Origin of the sequence: Methylorubrum rhodinum (genome assembly GCF_014199935.1) — a bacterium.
GTDB lineage: Bacteria > Pseudomonadota > Alphaproteobacteria > Rhizobiales > Beijerinckiaceae > Methylobacterium > Methylobacterium rhodinum.
The window spans coordinates 49,663-65,773 of sequence record NZ_JACHOP010000003.1 but is presented as its reverse complement, the minus strand read 5'-3'; the positions used below and the strand labels follow the sequence as shown (position 1 = coordinate 65,773).

Sequence of the window (16,111 nt, the reverse complement as noted above, 5' to 3'; positions counted from 1 at the left end):
CCGCACGGTGTTCCGGCTCCGCACGACGATCCGCCCGAGAGCCGAAGCCCGAGACCCCATGCCCGCGCGCCCCGTCGCCGTCGACCTGACCCGCCTCATCACGCGTCTGCGCCACGCCAGCCCCACCGGAATCGATCGGGTCGACCTCGCCTATGCCCGGCACATGCTCGGGGGAGCCGAGGGGGACGGCCAGCGGTTCGGCCTCGTCTCGACCGAGATCGGGCCGCGCATCCTCGAACGCGCAGCGGCCCTGGAGGTCGTCGAGGCCGTGGCGGCGGGTTGGGTCGAGGACGTCACGGCGGAGGACGACCCGGTCTATCGCGCCCTCAGCGGCACGTTCGAGACCGGCGGTCCCCTCGGGCAGGGGGCCCGGTCGCCGACGGGACACGAGGGGCGGGCGGCGTCCTGGCGCCGCCGCCGTCTGCAAGCCGAGACGACGCTGCGCGCCTGGCGCGCCGCCGGCCTCGAGCGCCTGCCGGAGGGGGCGGTCTATCTCCACACCTCGCATCTGCGGCTCGACCGTCCGGGGCGGTTCGATTGGCTCTACGGGCGCCGCGACGTGCGGCCGGTCTTCTTCGTCCACGACCTGATCCCGATCTCGCATCCCGAATACGGCCGCCCGGGCGAGGCGGAGCGCCACGAGGCCCGCATGGAGACGGTGGCGCGCCATGCCGCCCACGTCGTCGTCAATTCAGGGGACGTCGGCGAGCGCTTCACCCGCTACACGCTCGACCGGGGGCTGGGCCGAAAGCCGCTGACGGTGGCGCCGCTCGGGGTCGAGCCGGTCTTCACCGCCGCCGGGGAGGAGGCGGGCGAGGCGCGCCGCCCGACCTTCGTCGTCATCGGCACGATCGAGCCGCGCAAGAACCACCTGCTGCTGCTCAACCTCTGGCGCGACCTCGCCGAGCGGCTGGGAGAGGGCACGCCCCGCCTCGTGCTGGTGGGCCGCCGCGGCTGGGAGATCGAGAACGTCGCCGACATGCTCGACCGCTGCCCGGCGGTGCGCGCCCATGTCCGCGAGGTGGTCGGGCTGACCACCCACGGCCTCGCCCGGCTGATGCGCGACGCCACCGCGCTCCTGATGCCCTCCTTCATCGAGGGCTACGGCCTGCCGGTGGTCGAGGCGGCGGCGAGCGGCCTGCCGGTGATCGCCTCCGACATCCCGGTCCACCGCGAGATCGCAGGGAGCTTCGCCCACTTCCTCGATCCCCTCGACGGGCCCGGCTGGACGCAGGCGGTGCTGGCGCTCTCGGAACCGGGCTCGCGGCTGCGGGCGGAGCTGGCCGGGCGGCTCGCGGGCTACGCGGCGCCGACCTGGGCCGCGCATTTCGAGCGGGTCGAGGCGGCGCTCGCCGCGCTGCCGGGGGCGTAGGGCAGAAACCTGATCGGCGGGACCTTATGGAGGGCCGTGTCCGCCCATTTGCGGACCGTCCATGAGTCAAGGATTTTGACACGGCACAGGTCTGTGTGATCCGTCTCACAGTTCTCCGGACCGGGTGGGGTTATCCCTTGGTCATCGGCCGGCGAGAGAGCGGGCCGACCAACCGGATCGGCGGGGCGCTCAGACAGGCACCGCCTCCCTCACCCCGACAGGAGACCGTGTCATGTTCAAGAAGTCCCTCACCGCCGCCGTGGCCGCCCTCACCCTCTCGGCTGCCACCCTCACCCCCACCTCCCAGGCTCAGGCCGGCAACCTCGGCAAGGTGGTCGCCATCGGCATCCTTGGCACGGCGGTCGCTGCCATCGCCGGTGCGGCCAGCTCCCGCGCCCAGGAGAACGAGTATCGCTCCGACTACCGCCCGGTTCGCGGCGGCTATGACGGCGGTTTCCGTCAGGTGCGCGGTGGCCACGAAAGCACCTACGGCGGCTGTGGCTTCCGCAACAGCCCGATCTTCGACGAGGACGGCATCCGGATCGGCTCGCGCCGCGTTCCCGCCTGCTGATCAGGTCTCACCGACAGCGCCGGAGCGATCCGTTCGAGCGCCCCTCGCCTCGGCGCTTCAGCCCCGTCTCCGACAAGGAGGCGGGGCTTCTTCGTTGGCCATCCCGTGCAGAAATCAGGAATTTCGCAAATCGTACTGGCCCCTTCCCTGCCGGGGCGTCACCTCAAGAACTCGATAGGACGGGCCTGCGTGACCCCGCCGCATTCTTGCGGTCACTGTTCGTCGATTGAAGCACCCAAGCTCTTCATCATCTTCTCCATCTCATCGGCGTATTCCTTATCACCGTCCGGCGAAGCCCAATAGCAGACGAGAAGGTGCCGCTTTTCCTCGGATCGCGGCACGACCGAGAGGTATCGCAGTACGGTCGGCTTGCCTTCATATGTTGCAGGATAATCTGATTTCTTGATAACGAAATTAGTGTAGGCTTTTTCGTCCTGCTTCGGCTCTCCTGTTATTTTCACACCCTGCTCGTCGAAGTATTTTTTATGTTCGTCCAGAATTTTTTCGAATTGATTTGGCTTGTAGTTCTCAAACCAAATATAAACCTCTTCATCGGCCGTACTGGCTTGAATGCCGCGCTTGCTGTCCGTCACATCCCAAGCCGCGGGGATATCGACCGTGATCGGCGGGTCACCGGGTACAACTTTGTACTTTTTCGCCATAGTCGGCTCATTGGCCCACAGGAAAAAAGCAATGGCACCGACTGCAACGCGTCCAAAACGACCGTGAAACACAGCAAACTCCCTCGTCGCGACAGGAATGACTTCCCCTAAAAATCCGATTCCTGCAATACACAAATCGGATACCCATCCCCAGCCGAGTGCTTCCTAGTGGGATCGGCTCTCAACGTGGAAAAAACTTATGGTGTGCGATCCGCGGCACAACGATCGGCCAGCGGCGGGCTGGACATTCTGAACAAATGGCACCTGCGCTCGATTTCCCTTGCGCATCCATGGACAGGGGTTCGCCCCGTTGCAGGGCGGGTGGTCGCCGGCCATACATCCCGGCATCGGCCGCCGGACGCCGGGCGGCGACAGGGCGCATCTCAAGCCCGGGGCCGCGATTGCCAGGCGGCCGAAATCGGCCTTAAAGGTCAAAATACTCCTTGTCGGCGTCGCGCATCTCGGCTCGACCGAACCTGCCGCGGCGCCTTCCTTCCCAGGAAAGTTGCGCGACGATGCAGGTGATCGATCTCGACCGGGACACGGTCAAGCGGGGCATTGCGGACGGCACGCTGCTGCTCATCGACGTGCGCGAGGACCACGAATTCGCCCGTGGCCACATCCCCGGCTCGGTCTCGTTCCCGCTCTCGACCTTCGATCCGGAGGCCCTGAAGGCGCTGGTCGAGGCGGACGGGCGCCGGCCGGTCTTCTCCTGTGCCTCGGGGGTCCGCTCGGTCAACGCGCTCGCCGCCGCGCAGGGAGCCGGGCTCGACATCACCGAGCATTACAAGGGCGCCTTCAAGGATTGGTACGGCGCGGGCGAGCCGATCGAGGCGTGAGGCGTCTTGGGAGGACGCGCCTTGGCGGGGATGCGCCCTGGGGGAAGGCGTTTGGCCGCCGGGCACCTACAGCATTGTGCCGCATCGGCTTTTTCCGAAAGCCGGTTTCCACCCTTCGGACCGATGCTCCAGGGTTCTGAACGAATTGTGAATGCCATGTGCGCGAGCGCACGCCCGATCCCGCACCGCACGGATTAGGCCGCGCCATGCAGGGAACCGAATGATGCGCAGCCTCCGGCCTCTTTTCCTCGCCTCGCCGCTGATCGCCGCCCTGCTCGGGGGCGGCGGCGCGCTCGCGCAGGCGCCCGGCGCGCCGCCGCCGGGCGTCACCGTGGCCAAGCCCGTCGTGAAGGAGATCGTCGAGCAGGACCAGTATACCGGCCGCTTCGACCCGATCGAGTTCGTCGAGGTGCGCGCCCGCGTCACCGGCTATCTCGACAAGATCCTGTTCCAGGACGGCGCCAACGTGAAGAAGGGCGACGTGCTCTTCCTCATCGACCGCCGGCCCTACAAGGCGGCGCTGGAGCAGGCCCAGGCCGCGCTCACCTCGGCCAAGGCCCGCCTCTCCTTCACCCAGACCGATCTGGAGCGCGCGCAGGTGCTCTCGCGCGGCGGCAACATCTCCGAGCAGGTCACCGACCAGCGCCGCCAGGCCTCGCAGACCGCCCAGGCCGACGTGGACAGCGCCGAAGCCGCGCTCCGCAACGCCCAGCTCAACTACGATTTCACGGAAGTGAAGTCGCCGATCAACGGGCGCATCAGCCAGCGCCTCGTCACCGAGGGCAACATCGTCATCACCGACCAGACGATGCTGACCACGATCGTCTCGCTCGATCCGATCTATTTCGGCTACACCGTCGATGAGAAGTCGTTCCTGAAGTACCAGGGCACGCTCAAGATCGGCATGGGCCAGACCCAGCGCGGCAAGGGCGCGCCGATCCTCATCGCGCTCGCCGGCGAGGAGAAGCCGACCCGCAAGGGCACGCTCGACTTCGTCGACAACCGCGTCGACAACCAGACCGGCACGGTGCTCCTGCGCGCCACCGTCGACAACCCCGACGGCTTCATCAAGCCGGGCCTGTTCGGCATCGTCTCGATGCCGGCGACCAAGCCCTACCAGGGCGTCCTGATCCCCGACGAGGCGGTCTCGGCCAACCAGGACAAGCGCATCGTCTACGTGCTCGGCGAGGGCGACAAGGTCGCGGCCAAGACCGTCAAGCTGGGCCCACTGGTCGACGGCTACCGCGTCATCCGCGAGGGGCTGAAGGGCGACGAGAGCGTGGTGGTCAACGGCGTCGCCAAGGTCCGCCCCGGCGCGCAGGTGAAGCCCGAGACGACGCAGCTGCCGCCGACCAAGAGCTGATCCGCGCCGGGGGCGCGCGCGGACGGCGGGGCCGGTACGCAAAGAGATTCGTGTCGACGCCGCCCGGCGCCGGCCTGGACGAGGACGGCACGCCTCCGCCAGCGCGACCTGCGCTCCGCGGCGGCCAGAGGTTTGATCGATGCGTTTCGCTCACTTCTTCGTCGACCGGCCGATCTTCGCTTCGGTGACGTCGATCATCTTCCTGATCATCGGCTTCGTCGCCTACGAGAAGCTGCCGGTCTCGCAATACCCGGAGATCGTGCCGCCGACCGTGACGGTGCGCGCGAGCTTCCCCGGCGCCAACGCCGAGACGGTGGCGGCCACCATCGCGACGCCGCTCGAACAGGAGATTAACGGCGTCGACAACATGCTCTACATGACGTCGCTGTCGACCAACGACGGCGCGATGCTGCTGACCGTGACCTTCAAGGTCGGCACCAACCTCGATATCGCCAACGTGCTGGTGCAGAACCGCCTCTCGGTCGCCCAGCCGCGCCTGCCGCCGGACGTGCGCAACCTCGGCGTCATCGTCCGCAAGGCCTCGCCCGACCTGATGCTGGTCGTGCACCTGCTCTCGCCCAACCGCACCTACGACCAGAACTATCTGGCCAACTACATCTACCTCAACATCCGCGACGAGATGCTGCGCCTGGAGGGCGTGGGCGACATCACGATCTTCGGCGGCAACGAGTATGCCGAGCGGATCTGGATCGATCCGCAGAAGATGGCCGCCTACGGCCTGACCACCACCGACATCACGAGCGCGCTGCAGGAGCAGAACGTGCAGGTCGCCGCCGGCCAGCTCAACGGCCCGCCGGCCGCGCCGGGGGCCGCGTTCCAGCTCGTGGTGCAGTCGCAGGGCCGCTTCCAGTCGCCGGAGGAGTTCGCCGACGTCATCGTCAAGGCGAGCCAGGGCCGGCTGGTCCGCGTGCGCGACGTCGCCCGCGTCGAGATGGGCCAGAAGGACTACACGACGAACTCGTTCCTCAACGCCACGCCCGCGGTCGGCATCGGCGCGTTCCAGCGCCCCGGCACCAACGCGCTCGACGCCGCCGCGACGGTGAAGGCGACGATGGAGCAGCTGAAGAAGAATTTTCCGCCGGACGTCGAGTACCGCATCGCCTACAACCCGACCGAGTTCATCGAGGAATCGATCCACGAGGTCTACAAGACGCTGTTCGAGGCGGTGCTCCTCGTCGTCATCGTGGTGCTGGTGTTCCTCCAGAGCTGGCGCACGGCGCTGATCCCGGTGATCGCGATCCCCGTGTCGCTCGTCGGCACCTTCGCGGTGATGTCGGCGCTCGGGTTCTCGCTCAACAACCTGACCCTGTTCGGGCTCGTGCTCGCCATCGGCATCGTCGTCGACGACGCCATCGTCGTGGTGGAGAACGTCGAGCGCAACATGGCCGAGGGCCTCTCGCCGGGTGAAGCCGCCCACAAGACCATGGACGAGGTGGGGTCCGCGGTCATCGCCATCGCGCTGGTACTGGCGGCGGTGTTCATCCCGACCGCCTTCATCCCCGGCATCTCGGGCCAGTTCTACAAGCAGTTCGCGCTCACCATCGCGGCCTCGACCATCATCTCGGCCTTCAACTCGCTCACCCTCTCGCCCGCGCTCTGCAAGATCCTCTTGAAGCCGCACCACGAGCACAAGAAGCCCAAGTTCTTCCTCACCCGCTTCGTCAGTTGGCTCGCCGACCTGTTCAACCGCGGCTTCGACAAGCTCTCGAACGGCTACGGCCACACCATCCGCTTCCTCACGAGTACGGCTTTCGGCATCATCGCGATGCTGATCCTGTATGCCGGCGTCATCGCGGGCACGCTGCATCTGGCGCGCACCACGCCGACGGGCTTCATCCCGGATCAGGACCAGGGCTACCTCATCGGCGTGGTGCAGCTCCCCGCTGGCGCCTCGCTCGACCGCACGACGGCGGTGGTCAACCACGCCGCCGAGATCGCCCGCGGGGTCGACGGCGTCACCAACACCGTCATCATCGCCGGCTTCGACGGCGCGACCTTCACCAACACCACCAACGCGGCGGTGATGTTCCTCACGCTCAAGGGCGCCAAGGAGCGGGCCGCCGAGGGCCGCAGCGCCGCGGTCATCACCGGCGACGTGCTCAAGGCGACCGCGGGCATCCAGGAGGCGCGCGTCATCGTCATCCCGCCGCCGCCGGTGCGGGGCCTCGGCCAGGGCGGCGGCTTCAAGATGCAGATCGAGAGCCGCCAATCCTCGGAGATCGGCCCGCTGCTGGCGGCCGTCGGCGAGGTGCTGGGGCAGGCCAACCAGAGCAAGGAGGTGCAGCGGGTCTTCACCACCTTCGCCAACGACACGCCTCAGCTCTACCTCGACATCGACCGCACGGTGGCGCGCATGCTCAACGTGCCGTTGGCCAACGTCTTCTCGACGGTGCAGGCGGCGCTCGGCGGCACCTACGTCAACGACTTCAACACCCTGGGCCGCATCTATCAGGTGCGCGTGCAGGGCGACGCGGTCTACCGCATGTCCAAGCGCGACATCGAGCAGCTCAAGGTCCGCTCCTCCACCGGCGCCCTGGTGCCGATGGGCACGCTCGCCACGATCCGCGAGATCACCGGCCCGCAGATCGTGCAGCGGTTCAACCTCTACTACTCGGTGCCGGTGCAGGGCGTGGCGCAGGCCGGAATCTCGACCGGTCAGGCGCTCGACGCGATGGAGGCGATCGCCCAGAAGGCGCTGCCCGATGGCTACGCCTACGACTGGACCGAGATCGCCTATCAGCAGAAGGCGGCGGGCGACACGGCCATCTACGTCTTCGCGCTGGGCGTCCTGCTCGTCTTCCTCGTGCTCGCGGCGCAGTACGAATCCTGGGCCTTGCCGCTGGCGATCCTGCTGGTGGTGCCGACCGGCGTGCTCTCCGCCCTGTTCGGGGTGCAGCTCAGGGGGCAGGACAACAACATCTTGACCCAGATCGGCCTGATCGTGCTGATCGGCCTGGCCGCCAAGAACGCCATCCTGATCGTCGAGTTCGCCAACGACATCGAGGAGAGCGAGCACAAGGGCCCGGTCGATGCCGCGGTTCAGGCCTGTCGCCTGCGGCTTCGCCCGATCCTGATGACGGCCTTCGCCTTCATCCTCGGCGTGCTGCCGCTCGTCATCGCCACCGGCCCCGGCGCCGAGATGCGTCAGGCGCTCGGCACCGCGGTGTTCTTCGGCATGATCGGCGCGACCTTCTTCGGCCTGTTCCTCACCCCGGTCTTCTACGTCGTGATCCGCAAGATCGTGATCTGGATCGGAGGCAAGCGCGGCAAGGGCCGGGAATCCGAGCCGCACGGCGCGCCGGCCCACGGCTGACCATTTGCCCGAGAGCTGCGCCCGACCACGTTGGGTCGGACGCAGCTCTCGATTCTTGTCTTGCCGCGCTTTCTCGCGACGAACCGGTGTCCACTTCGTCGGAAAGCGCTCCGAGGGGATGCAGAGACGGCCGGAAGCCCTAGCTTCCGGCCGTTGTCATTTGTCGCGACAGGATCGCCCGTGCCCGGTTACCTGCCCTTCGCGGGCGCCCTGAAGCTTCCCGCCTACGCTTGCGACAATTGCGGGTTCTGGCAGCGCCATTTCGAGGCCCCGCCCTCCTGCCCGATGTGCCTCGACGCCCGCCACGTCGTGCCGCAGGACGGCTGGCGCTTCCGCTCGGAGCGGGAGGCGCAGGACGCGTTTCCCTGCCACTGGCAGGAACTGGAGCCGGGCGTCTGGCGCTTCTGGAACGAGCCGGTCTCCGGCATCGGCCCGAGCGCCTACCTCGTGCGGACCGACAACGGAAACATGGGTTTCGAGGGCTGCCCGGTCTTCAGCGAGGCGGCGCTGGACCAGATCGAGCGGCTGGGCGGCATGCAGGTGCTCTCGGCCTCGCACCCGCATTCCTACGGGGCGCTGGTGCAGTTGCAGGACCGGTTCGACCCGGAACTGTGCCTGCCGGCGGCCGACTTCACCTGGAGCGCCGCGCTCCAGGTTTCCTGGCCCTACGACGACTTTCTGGAGCCCCTGCCGGGCCTGGAGCTGCACCGGACGGCGGGCCATTTCGACGGCCACGCGGTGCTGTTCGATCGAACCCGAAAAATCTGCTTCTGCGGCGATGCCTTGAAGTTCGAACTCGATCCAAAGGATTTCCGCCGGGCGACGACGATCTCGGCGCACAAGGCGTTCGTGCGCGGGGTGCCGCTGACCGTGAACGAGTTGCGCCATTACCGCGACGTGTTCGAGCGGCTCGACTTCACCCAGACCTGGACGCCGTTCGAGCCGGCGGCGAATGTCGGCCGCACCGAGGTCCTGGCGTTGATCGACGCGATGCTGGGCACGAGGCCCCACGCAGCCCCGGTGCCGCTCGACCGATTGCCCATCGCCAAGCGGTGAGAGCTGGCTCGACGGGCTCGTCCTATCCAATCCCCTCATCCTGTGAGGTACCGCGTCAGCGACCCCGAAGGAGGGCTCCGTTAGACGCGCGATCCCTGGAGCCCTCCTTCGAGGGCGGCGCTTCGCGCCGCCACGTCAGGATGAGGGTGAGGATGGGATCAATCGCATAATCGAACCGTTTCCGGCTCGAGCCGCAGGGACATCGCGTCGATTCGCGCGTTCGGACCAGGCCATCCGGCCGAAGTGAGTCCGACCCTCTGCACTCCGACACTCAGTCAATTCCTTCAAGGATTTGGACGGACGCGTCTTCGAAAATATCAAATGATAAGTTTACTGGATTTCCTCGCTACTTAATCGCGTCTTAACCTACATGATCAAACATTCGTGAGGAGGCGGCGAACGCGGACCGAAAGCAGCATCGGCGGCTTCGGCGCCTCATGATCGACAGGTGATCCTCGGCGCAACGACGTCCGCGGTTCGCCATTGCTGGGGCTAAGCGGATGTTCCGGAAACCGACCTACAACGAAGCCCAGGCGCGGCTCGACGCCCTCGACCGATCGCTGGCCACCATCGAGTTCGCCATGGACGGGACGGTCCTGAACGCCAACCGCAACTTCCTCGCGGTGGTCGGCTACGCGCTCGACGAGATCAAAGGCAAGCACCACCGGATGTTCTGCGACGCCGATTACGTCGCCAGCGCCGAATACGCCACCTTCTGGACCAAGCTCCGCGACGGCGAATACGCCTCGGGCGAGTTCGCGCGCCGCGACAGGACCGGCAGGCGCGTCTGGCTGGAGGCGACCTACAACCCGATCCTCGATGCCGCGGGCAAGCCGACGCGGGTGGTGAAGTTCGCCGCCGACATCACCGCCAAGAAGAACGAGACCAGCCGGCTGATGACGATGATCGACGGCATGCCCGTCGCCGTCATGACCGCCGACCCGAAGGACGACTTCAAGATCAACTACCTCAACAAGACCTCGCAGGTGACGCTCGGCTCGATCGAGCAACACCTGCCGATCAAGGTCGCGCAGATGCTGGGCTCGTCCTTCGACGTGTTCCACAAGAACCCCCACCATCAGCGCACCATGCTGGCGGATGCGAGCCGCCTGCCGCACCGGACCAAGATCAAGGTCGGGCCCGAGACCCTCGACCTGCGCGTCTCGGCGATCAACGGGCCGGACGGGCGCTATGTCGGGCCGATGCTGACGTGGTCGGTGGTGACCGCGGAGGTGCAGATGGCGGCCGAAGTGAAGCGCGTCGTCGAGGCCGTCGGCACGGCGGTCGGCGAGATGCAGCGCTCCGCCGAGGGCCTGACCCGCTCGGCCGAGCAGGCGCGCCACCGCGCCTCCTCGGTCGCCGCCGGCTCCGAGCAGATGACCGCCTCGATCCAAGAGATTTCGGGTCAGGTCGGCAGCGTTTCCGAGCGCGCCAAGCGCATCGCCACCCAGGCCGAGGCCACCGACACCACCGTGCGCTTGCTCGCCGAGAGCGCCCGCAAAGTCGATGCGGTCGTCGCCATGATCAAGTCGATCGCCGACCAGACCAACCTTCTCGCGCTCAATGCCACCATCGAGGCGGCGCGCGCCGGCGCGGCGGGCCGGGGCTTCGCCGTGGTCGCGACCGAGGTGAAGGCGCTGGCCGAGCAGACCGCGCGGGCGACCGGCGAGATCACCGGCCAGATCGCGGCGATTCAGAGCGCCACCGGCGAGGCGGTCGATGCCATCGGCGGCATCACCGCCGCGGTCTCGGAACTGTCGAACCTCACGGTGGCCATGGCGAGCGCGGTCGAGGAGCAGGCGGCCTCGACCCACGAGATGTCGGGCAACATCGGCGGCGTCTCGGCGGCGGCCAACGCCACCGGCGAGTTCGCCGAGTCGGTGCGCGGCATCGCCGACAACCTCGCCGGCCATTCGGCCAGCCTCGGCGGCAGCGTCGAGCGCTTCCTCAAGGCGAACTGATCCGGTTTTTCTCCCCTACGCATTCCGACGGAAGGTGGCCCGTTTCGTCGGAATGCGCTCCGGCTCCCCAACCGAGGCTGGCTCGCCGTCGGATGGGACGCGGACTACGCCTCCACGTCTATGAATTTCCACTTGTAATTCGCGTCATTCTGCCAAGTCCAAAACAGTATTCGGACACCATCGGCGTATGGCAGGTTTCCGGCAAGATCCAAGTTGTTGTCCTGATCCTGCAGTCCTCTCACGATCCTGTATCCCTCCGGATCGTTCCCGACGATGTTGAGCACCGCCGACGGGTCGGGCAGCTTGTTCTGATTCTCGATCGTATTCGGAACGAGAAGGGCTGGATTGTTCCCGGCCGGCACCGCGATCAGGTTGCCGCTCTCCTTGTTCCTGAGGCTGACGCCGCCACTGTTGGGATTGTACAGGGCCTGCCAGAGCTGGCTGCTCCTAAACTGGCCGCCTTGCTTCGTCGTCCCGGTCAGCTCCGGGTACGAGTCGGTGACGTACAGCTTCTCCTGAGATCCTGTCGTGGCTAAGCACTCGATGGCATAATACATGGCATATATTCCTTTAAGTGTATTTCAATCTTGTTCGCCGAAAGAAATTCAACTTAAGGAAATTTTTGTCAATTCACGTAACCGTTACGTGTGGCAACGCCCATCCGCCAGCCGGGAGCCGGCTCGCGTGCTCCGCGAACGCCCGCTCCATCGCCGAGACCGAACGCGGCTTCAAAACCGCGTGCCGGGCGACACGCGATTCGAATCCGCGATGCAACCGATGGAGCGGTTGCGACTTGGTGTTTCCACAGGCGCCCTGCGCGACCGTCCGAGGGACGGCGGCGGGGCGCGTTTCACGCTCCCGCTGCGGGCCTTCCCCGTCACGCCATGATCGAAACCGTCAACCTCCTCCCGCCCGGCTTCGGCCCCAGGGCGGACCCTCTGCTCTTCGGCGTGTCCGAGGGCCTGTTGCGCCTGTTCCCGCTCCCGGCCGCCGACCAGCGGGCCGCTGGCGGGGGCGAGGTACCCCGCGACGCGCGCCCGGATTCCGATCCGGCACCGGTGCTTGCGGCAGCCGAGGCCTGACGCCGCGGGCGAAAAAAACTGCCCTGTTACGGCCACGTTCCTCGCGACAGTGCCCCGCACGATTCGCGGAGAGTTTTCATCCATGTCCTTTCTGCAAGGGCTGCCGATTGGCGATCTGATCGCGCATTACGGCTATCTCGCCATCTTCGTCATCATCACCCTGGAAAGCGCGGGCCTGCCGCTGCCGGGAGAGACGATCCTGCTGACCTCGGCGATCTATGCCGGCAGCACGGGCGGGCTGAACATCGTCCTCGTCGTGGCCGCCGCGGCGGCCGCCGCGATCATCGGCGACAACCTCGGCTACTGGGTCGGACGCCGCTGGGGCATGCCGCTGCTGCTCCGCTACGGCCACCTCATCGCCCTCGACCACGGGCGGCTCAAGCTCGGGCAGTACCTGTTCCGCGAGCACGGCGGCAAGATCGTGTTCTTCGGACGCTTCACTGCGATGCTGCGCGCCTACGCGGCCGTGCTGGCTGGCGTGAACAAGCTCGATGCCCGCCGCTTCTTCATCTTCAACGGGCTCGGCGGCGTCGCCTGGGCCTCGATCATGGGCTTCGGCGCCTATTGGTGCGGCCGCTCCATCGAGCACATCATCGGCCCGATCGGCCTCGGTCTCCTCGCCTTCGTGGTGTTCGGCGGCCTCGCCCTCTGGCTCTTCATGAAGCGCCACGAGGAGCGCCTGCTGATCAAGGCCGAGGCGGCGATTCCGGGGCCTCTGACGACGCATTGAGCCGGAACACGGATAGGAAAAAGGGCGCCGCTCGGCGCCCTTTTTCATGTCACCCGCCGCCGTCGTTCCGGAGCCGCGCGGCGGAACCCGGACTCCACCCGCGATGCGCGGCCACTCACACCGTCGCGGCCCGTCGTGGATTCCGGGTTCGCTTATCGGCGCCCCGGAACGACGGCAGTGGGTGAAGAATGAGGAACTCCGTCACCCACGTGGTGCCCGGGCTCGACCCTACGCAACCGCGCCCTTGATAGCGGCGGCGACGCGCTTGACGCCGGTCATCACGTCGCCGCCCTTGAGGTGGATGCGGAGCGCCCGCCGCTTGCGCTCGGCCAGGACGGCGAAATCACCTCGCGCCTGGGCCGCGATCACCGTCTTGAAGCCGAGCTTGCGGCCGGGGATCGCGAGGTCGGACGACGGGTCCGCGGTGATCTGGAGGAACACGCCGGAGGCCGGCCCGCCCTTGTAGGCCTGCCCCGTCGAGTGGAGGAAGCGCGGGCCGAATTCCAGGCAGGTCGCCACCTGCCGGGCGTCACGCACGGCGAGCCGTGCCTCCTGCAACGCCGCGTGATGCGCCGCATTGCGCTCGACATAAGCGAGCAACGCGACGTAGTCGCCGGCCTTCACCCGGCCGAGATGGGCCGCGACGAGCGCCTCGAACCCTTCGCCCTGGCGCAGGGCCTCGGTGTTGGCGGCATCCGCGTAGAGCGCGACCGTCTCGTCCTCGAAGATCGGCGTCTCGGCCGGGAGCGCACCGGTCTCCTCGGCGCTCGCGAACAGCTTCTTGGTCTCGACCTTGCTGGCCTCGACGTCCGGCTGATCGAACGGATTGATGCCGAGCACCGCGCCCGCCACCGCCGTGGCGATCTCGAACCGGAAGAACTCCTGGGGCAGCTGCTCGACCTTCTCCAGATCGATGCGCACCACCGGCTGCGCCTCGCTCTCCAGGATCTTCACCGCCTCGTCCTGGCGCGCATCCGCGCGGCTCGTCAGGCGCAGGTACACGAACAGCCGGTCCTCGCCGTAGACCGCCGGCACGCCGACGGGCTCGCCCTCGACCGGGATGATGCCGTGACCCTCCTTGCCGGTCGATTCGGCGATGAGCTGCTCGGCCCAGGCGCCGAAGGTGTCGAGGCCGGGCGAGGCGATGAAGGTGATCTTGTCGCGCCCGAACTCCTTGGCCGCGACGCCCATGGCCGCGCCCAGCCGCACGCCGGGATTGGCCGCCGGCGGCACCGCCGGCCCGCAGGAGCGCACCATCATCCGCGCCGCGTCGAGGAACTCGCGGATCTCGACGCCCGCCGCCGCCGCCGGCACGAGCCCGAAGGCGGAGAGAACGGAATAGCGCCCGCCGATCTGCGGCACGCCCAGGAAGATCGTGCGGAAGCCGTCGTCCTTGGCCGCCGTCTCCATGGCCGAGCCCGGATCGGTCACGGCGACGAAGTGGCGGCCCGCCTTGTCCGCGCCGACCACCTCCTTCATCCGGCCAAGGAAGTAATCGCGAAACACGTTGGGCTCCAGCGTCGAGCCGGACTTCGAGGCGACAATGAAGAGCGTCGTCGGCAGGTTCACCGCCGCCTCGACGGCGCGCACCTCGTCCGGGTCGGTCGAGTCGAGGATGCGGAGCTTCGGAAAGCCCTCGCGATGGCCGTAGGTCGCGGAAATCACCTCCGGCCCGAGGCTGGAGCCGCCCATGCCGAGCACCACCGCATCGGTGAAACCTTCCGAGCGCACTTCCTCGGCGAAGCTTTCGTAACGCTCCACCTTCTCCAATTCGTCCTCGACGATGCGCAGCCAGCCGAGCCACTTCGCCTCGTCACGTCCGGTCCAGACGGTGGCGTCGTGCGCCCAGAGCCGACGGATCGCGCCGCTCGCGCGCCAGGACTCGATCGCCTTGTCGGTCGCCGCCTGCATCGCGTCGCCGAGCTTGCAGGTCTGGCTGTCGAGGCGCGCGCCGAGCAAGGCCGCGCGCTTGCCCGCCACCGCGCCGAGCAGCGCGTCGGCGGCATCGACGAAGAGTTGGACGCCCTCATCGACAAGCTGGCGGGCCACCGCCTCGATGTCGATGCCGGCCTGGGCCAGCCGGTCCATCACGGCCTTGGCCTCGTCGAGATTGTCCTCCAGCGAGGCGCGGACCTTCCCGTGGTCGCGGAACGCGTCCATGGTCGCCGGCGGCATGGTGTTGACGGTGTTCTTGCCGATCAGTTCCTCGACGTAGAGCACGTCGGAATAGGCCTTGTTCTTGGTGCCGGTGGAGGCCCAGAGCAGGCGCTGCGCCTTGGCGCCCTTCGCCTCCAAGGCGTCCCATCGGGCGCCCGAGAAGATGCGCTTGTAGCGCTGGTAGGCGAGCTTGGCGTTCGCCACCGCGACCTTGCCCTTCAGGTCCTCGTAGCCGCCGACCTCGTCGAGCCGCTTGTCCACCAGCGTGTCGATGCGGCTGATGAAGAAGCTCGCCACCGACGCCACCTTCGAGACGTCGCCGCCCTTGTTTCCGAACTCGGTCAGGCCGTCGATGAAGGCGTGGGCGACGGCCTCGTAGGTCTCCTGCGAGAACAGCAGGGTGACGTTGATGGAAATCCCCTCCGCCGTGAGCTGGCGGATCGCCGGGATGCCGGCCGGAGTCGCCGGTACCTTCACCATCAGGTTGTCGCGGGCGACCGCCTTGTGCAGGCGGCGGGCCTCGGCCAGCGTCTCCTCGGTGTCCAGCGCAAGGTAAGGGGAGACTTCAAGGCTCACGTAGCCGTCGGCGCCGTCGCTGGTGTCGTAGACCCGGCGCAGCACGTCGGCGGCGGCCTGGATGTCGGCGATCGCGAGCCCCTCGTAGAGATCGATCACGCGGGCATCGCCCCCGTCGAGGGCGGCCTTGAGGCTGTCGTCGTACTCGTTCGAGTGGCCGATCGCCTTCTCGAAGATCGACGGGTTGGAGGTGACGCCGCGCAGGTCGTCGCGCTCGACCAAGGCCTGAAGCTCCCCCTTGGCGACGAAGCCGCGGGCCACGAAGTCGAGCCAGACCGCCTGCTCGTGCTCGGCGAAGAGGGCGTTCAGCGCGTTCATCTCGGTCGTCCTCGCGTTTTTTGTCCCGCACCCGGTAGATAGGGCGCGCCTGCCCACGCAACGCCCCCATGGGACGCGCAGGAGCGTCCG

12 protein-coding genes are annotated in these 16,111 nt (G+C 67.3%); 9 read left to right on the top strand and 3 right to left on the bottom strand.

Translation table 11 applies throughout. From position 1 onward, the window contains the following. The first annotated feature begins 58 nt into the window (after positions 1–58). Both HNR00_RS04720 and HNR00_RS04715 read left to right on the top strand, forming a co-directional pair. Entirely contained in the window at positions 59–1,372 is a 1,314-nt protein-coding gene (locus HNR00_RS04720; protein WP_183565688.1) for a glycosyltransferase family 4 protein, read from the top strand. Positions 1,373–1,604: 232 nt separating this feature from the next. Continuing rightward, positions 1,605–1,943 carry a hypothetical protein gene (locus HNR00_RS04715; protein WP_183565685.1) on the top strand — a complete coding sequence of 113 codons (339 nt, stop codon included), beginning with the start codon at positions 1,605–1,607 and terminating at the stop codon, positions 1,941–1,943. 212 nt (positions 1,944–2,155) lie between these two features. Here HNR00_RS04715 and HNR00_RS04710 read toward each other — a convergent pair whose 3' ends face one another. Next, positions 2,156–2,677: a hypothetical protein gene (locus HNR00_RS04710; protein ID WP_183565682.1), complete on the bottom strand. Its 522-nt coding sequence runs from the start codon at positions 2,675–2,677 to the stop codon at positions 2,156–2,158. A gap of 443 nt (positions 2,678–3,120) precedes the next feature. On the opposite strand from HNR00_RS04710, the gene HNR00_RS04705 reads away from it, so the two are divergent. The 5 genes from HNR00_RS04705 to HNR00_RS04685 all read left to right on the top strand — a co-directional run bounded on the left by HNR00_RS04705 (position 3,121) and on the right by HNR00_RS04685 (position 11,158). Continuing rightward, entirely contained in the window at positions 3,121–3,444 is a 324-nt protein-coding gene (locus HNR00_RS04705; protein ID WP_183565678.1) for a rhodanese-like domain-containing protein, read from the top strand. Positions 3,445–3,664: 220 nt separating this feature from the next. Continuing rightward, a complete protein-coding gene (locus HNR00_RS04700) occupies positions 3,665–4,807 on the top strand; it encodes an efflux RND transporter periplasmic adaptor subunit (RefSeq protein ID WP_246390297.1) in 1,143 nt (380 codons plus the stop codon). A gap of 139 nt (positions 4,808–4,946) precedes the next feature. Further along, on the top strand, positions 4,947–8,141 hold the full coding sequence (locus HNR00_RS04695) for an efflux RND transporter permease subunit (protein WP_183565675.1): 3,195 nt from the start codon (positions 4,947–4,949) through the stop codon (positions 8,139–8,141). A 180-nt stretch (positions 8,142–8,321) separates the two neighbouring features. Then, the gene (locus HNR00_RS04690; protein WP_183565671.1) at positions 8,322–9,197 is read left to right on the top strand and encodes an MBL fold metallo-hydrolase; all 876 of its coding nucleotides are present in this window, start codon (positions 8,322–8,324) and stop codon (positions 9,195–9,197) included. 500 nt (positions 9,198–9,697) lie between these two features. Then, positions 9,698–11,158 (top strand): methyl-accepting chemotaxis protein, encoded by a 1,461-nt coding sequence (locus HNR00_RS04685; protein WP_183565668.1) that lies wholly within the window; start codon positions 9,698–9,700, stop codon positions 11,156–11,158. 104 nt (positions 11,159–11,262) lie between these two features. On the opposite strand, the gene HNR00_RS04680 is transcribed toward HNR00_RS04685, so the two are convergent. After that, on the bottom strand, positions 11,263–11,715 hold the full coding sequence (locus tag HNR00_RS04680; RefSeq protein WP_183565665.1) for a ricin-type beta-trefoil lectin domain protein: 453 nt from the start codon (positions 11,713–11,715) through the stop codon (positions 11,263–11,265). 327 nt (positions 11,716–12,042) lie between these two features. Here HNR00_RS04680 and HNR00_RS04675 point away from each other — a divergent pair, with 327 nt between their 5' ends. Further along, positions 12,043–12,240 (top strand): hypothetical protein, encoded by a 198-nt coding sequence (locus HNR00_RS04675; RefSeq protein WP_183566500.1) that lies wholly within the window; start codon positions 12,043–12,045, stop codon positions 12,238–12,240. Positions 12,241–12,322: 82 nt separating this feature from the next. After that, a complete protein-coding gene (locus tag HNR00_RS04670) occupies positions 12,323–12,970 on the top strand; it encodes a DedA family protein (RefSeq protein ID WP_183565662.1) in 648 nt (215 codons plus the stop codon). Positions 12,971–13,198: 228 nt separating this feature from the next. Here the strand turns inward: HNR00_RS04670 and HNR00_RS04665 are convergent, their stop codons facing one another. Beyond that, a complete protein-coding gene (locus HNR00_RS04665; protein ID WP_183565660.1) occupies positions 13,199–16,021 on the bottom strand; it encodes a bifunctional transaldolase/phosoglucose isomerase in 2,823 nt (940 codons plus the stop codon). Positions 16,022–16,111: the final 90 nt, after the last annotated feature.

What these genes read in the sequence shown, in the direction of transcription:
- HNR00_RS04665 (WP_183565660.1), bottom strand. Translation starts at nt 16,021, where the DNA reads ATGAACGCGCTGAACGCCCTCTTCGCCGAGCACGAGCAGGCGGTCTGG.
- HNR00_RS04705 (WP_183565678.1), top strand. Translation starts at nt 3,121, where the DNA reads ATGCAGGTGATCGATCTCGACCGGGACACGGTCAAGCGGGGCATTGCG.
- HNR00_RS04675 (WP_183566500.1), top strand. Translation starts at nt 12,043, where the DNA reads ATGATCGAAACCGTCAACCTCCTCCCGCCCGGCTTCGGCCCCAGGGCG.
- HNR00_RS04700 (WP_246390297.1), top strand. Translation starts at nt 3,665, where the DNA reads ATGATGCGCAGCCTCCGGCCTCTTTTCCTCGCCTCGCCGCTGATCGCC.
- HNR00_RS04680 (WP_183565665.1), bottom strand. Translation starts at nt 11,715, where the DNA reads ATGTATTATGCCATCGAGTGCTTAGCCACGACAGGATCTCAGGAGAAG.
- HNR00_RS04720 (WP_183565688.1), top strand. Translation starts at nt 59, where the DNA reads ATGCCCGCGCGCCCCGTCGCCGTCGACCTGACCCGCCTCATCACGCGT.
- HNR00_RS04670 (WP_183565662.1), top strand. Translation starts at nt 12,323, where the DNA reads ATGTCCTTTCTGCAAGGGCTGCCGATTGGCGATCTGATCGCGCATTAC.
- HNR00_RS04715 (WP_183565685.1), top strand. Translation starts at nt 1,605, where the DNA reads ATGTTCAAGAAGTCCCTCACCGCCGCCGTGGCCGCCCTCACCCTCTCG.
- HNR00_RS04685 (WP_183565668.1), top strand. Translation starts at nt 9,698, where the DNA reads ATGTTCCGGAAACCGACCTACAACGAAGCCCAGGCGCGGCTCGACGCC.
- HNR00_RS04695 (WP_183565675.1), top strand. Translation starts at nt 4,947, where the DNA reads ATGCGTTTCGCTCACTTCTTCGTCGACCGGCCGATCTTCGCTTCGGTG.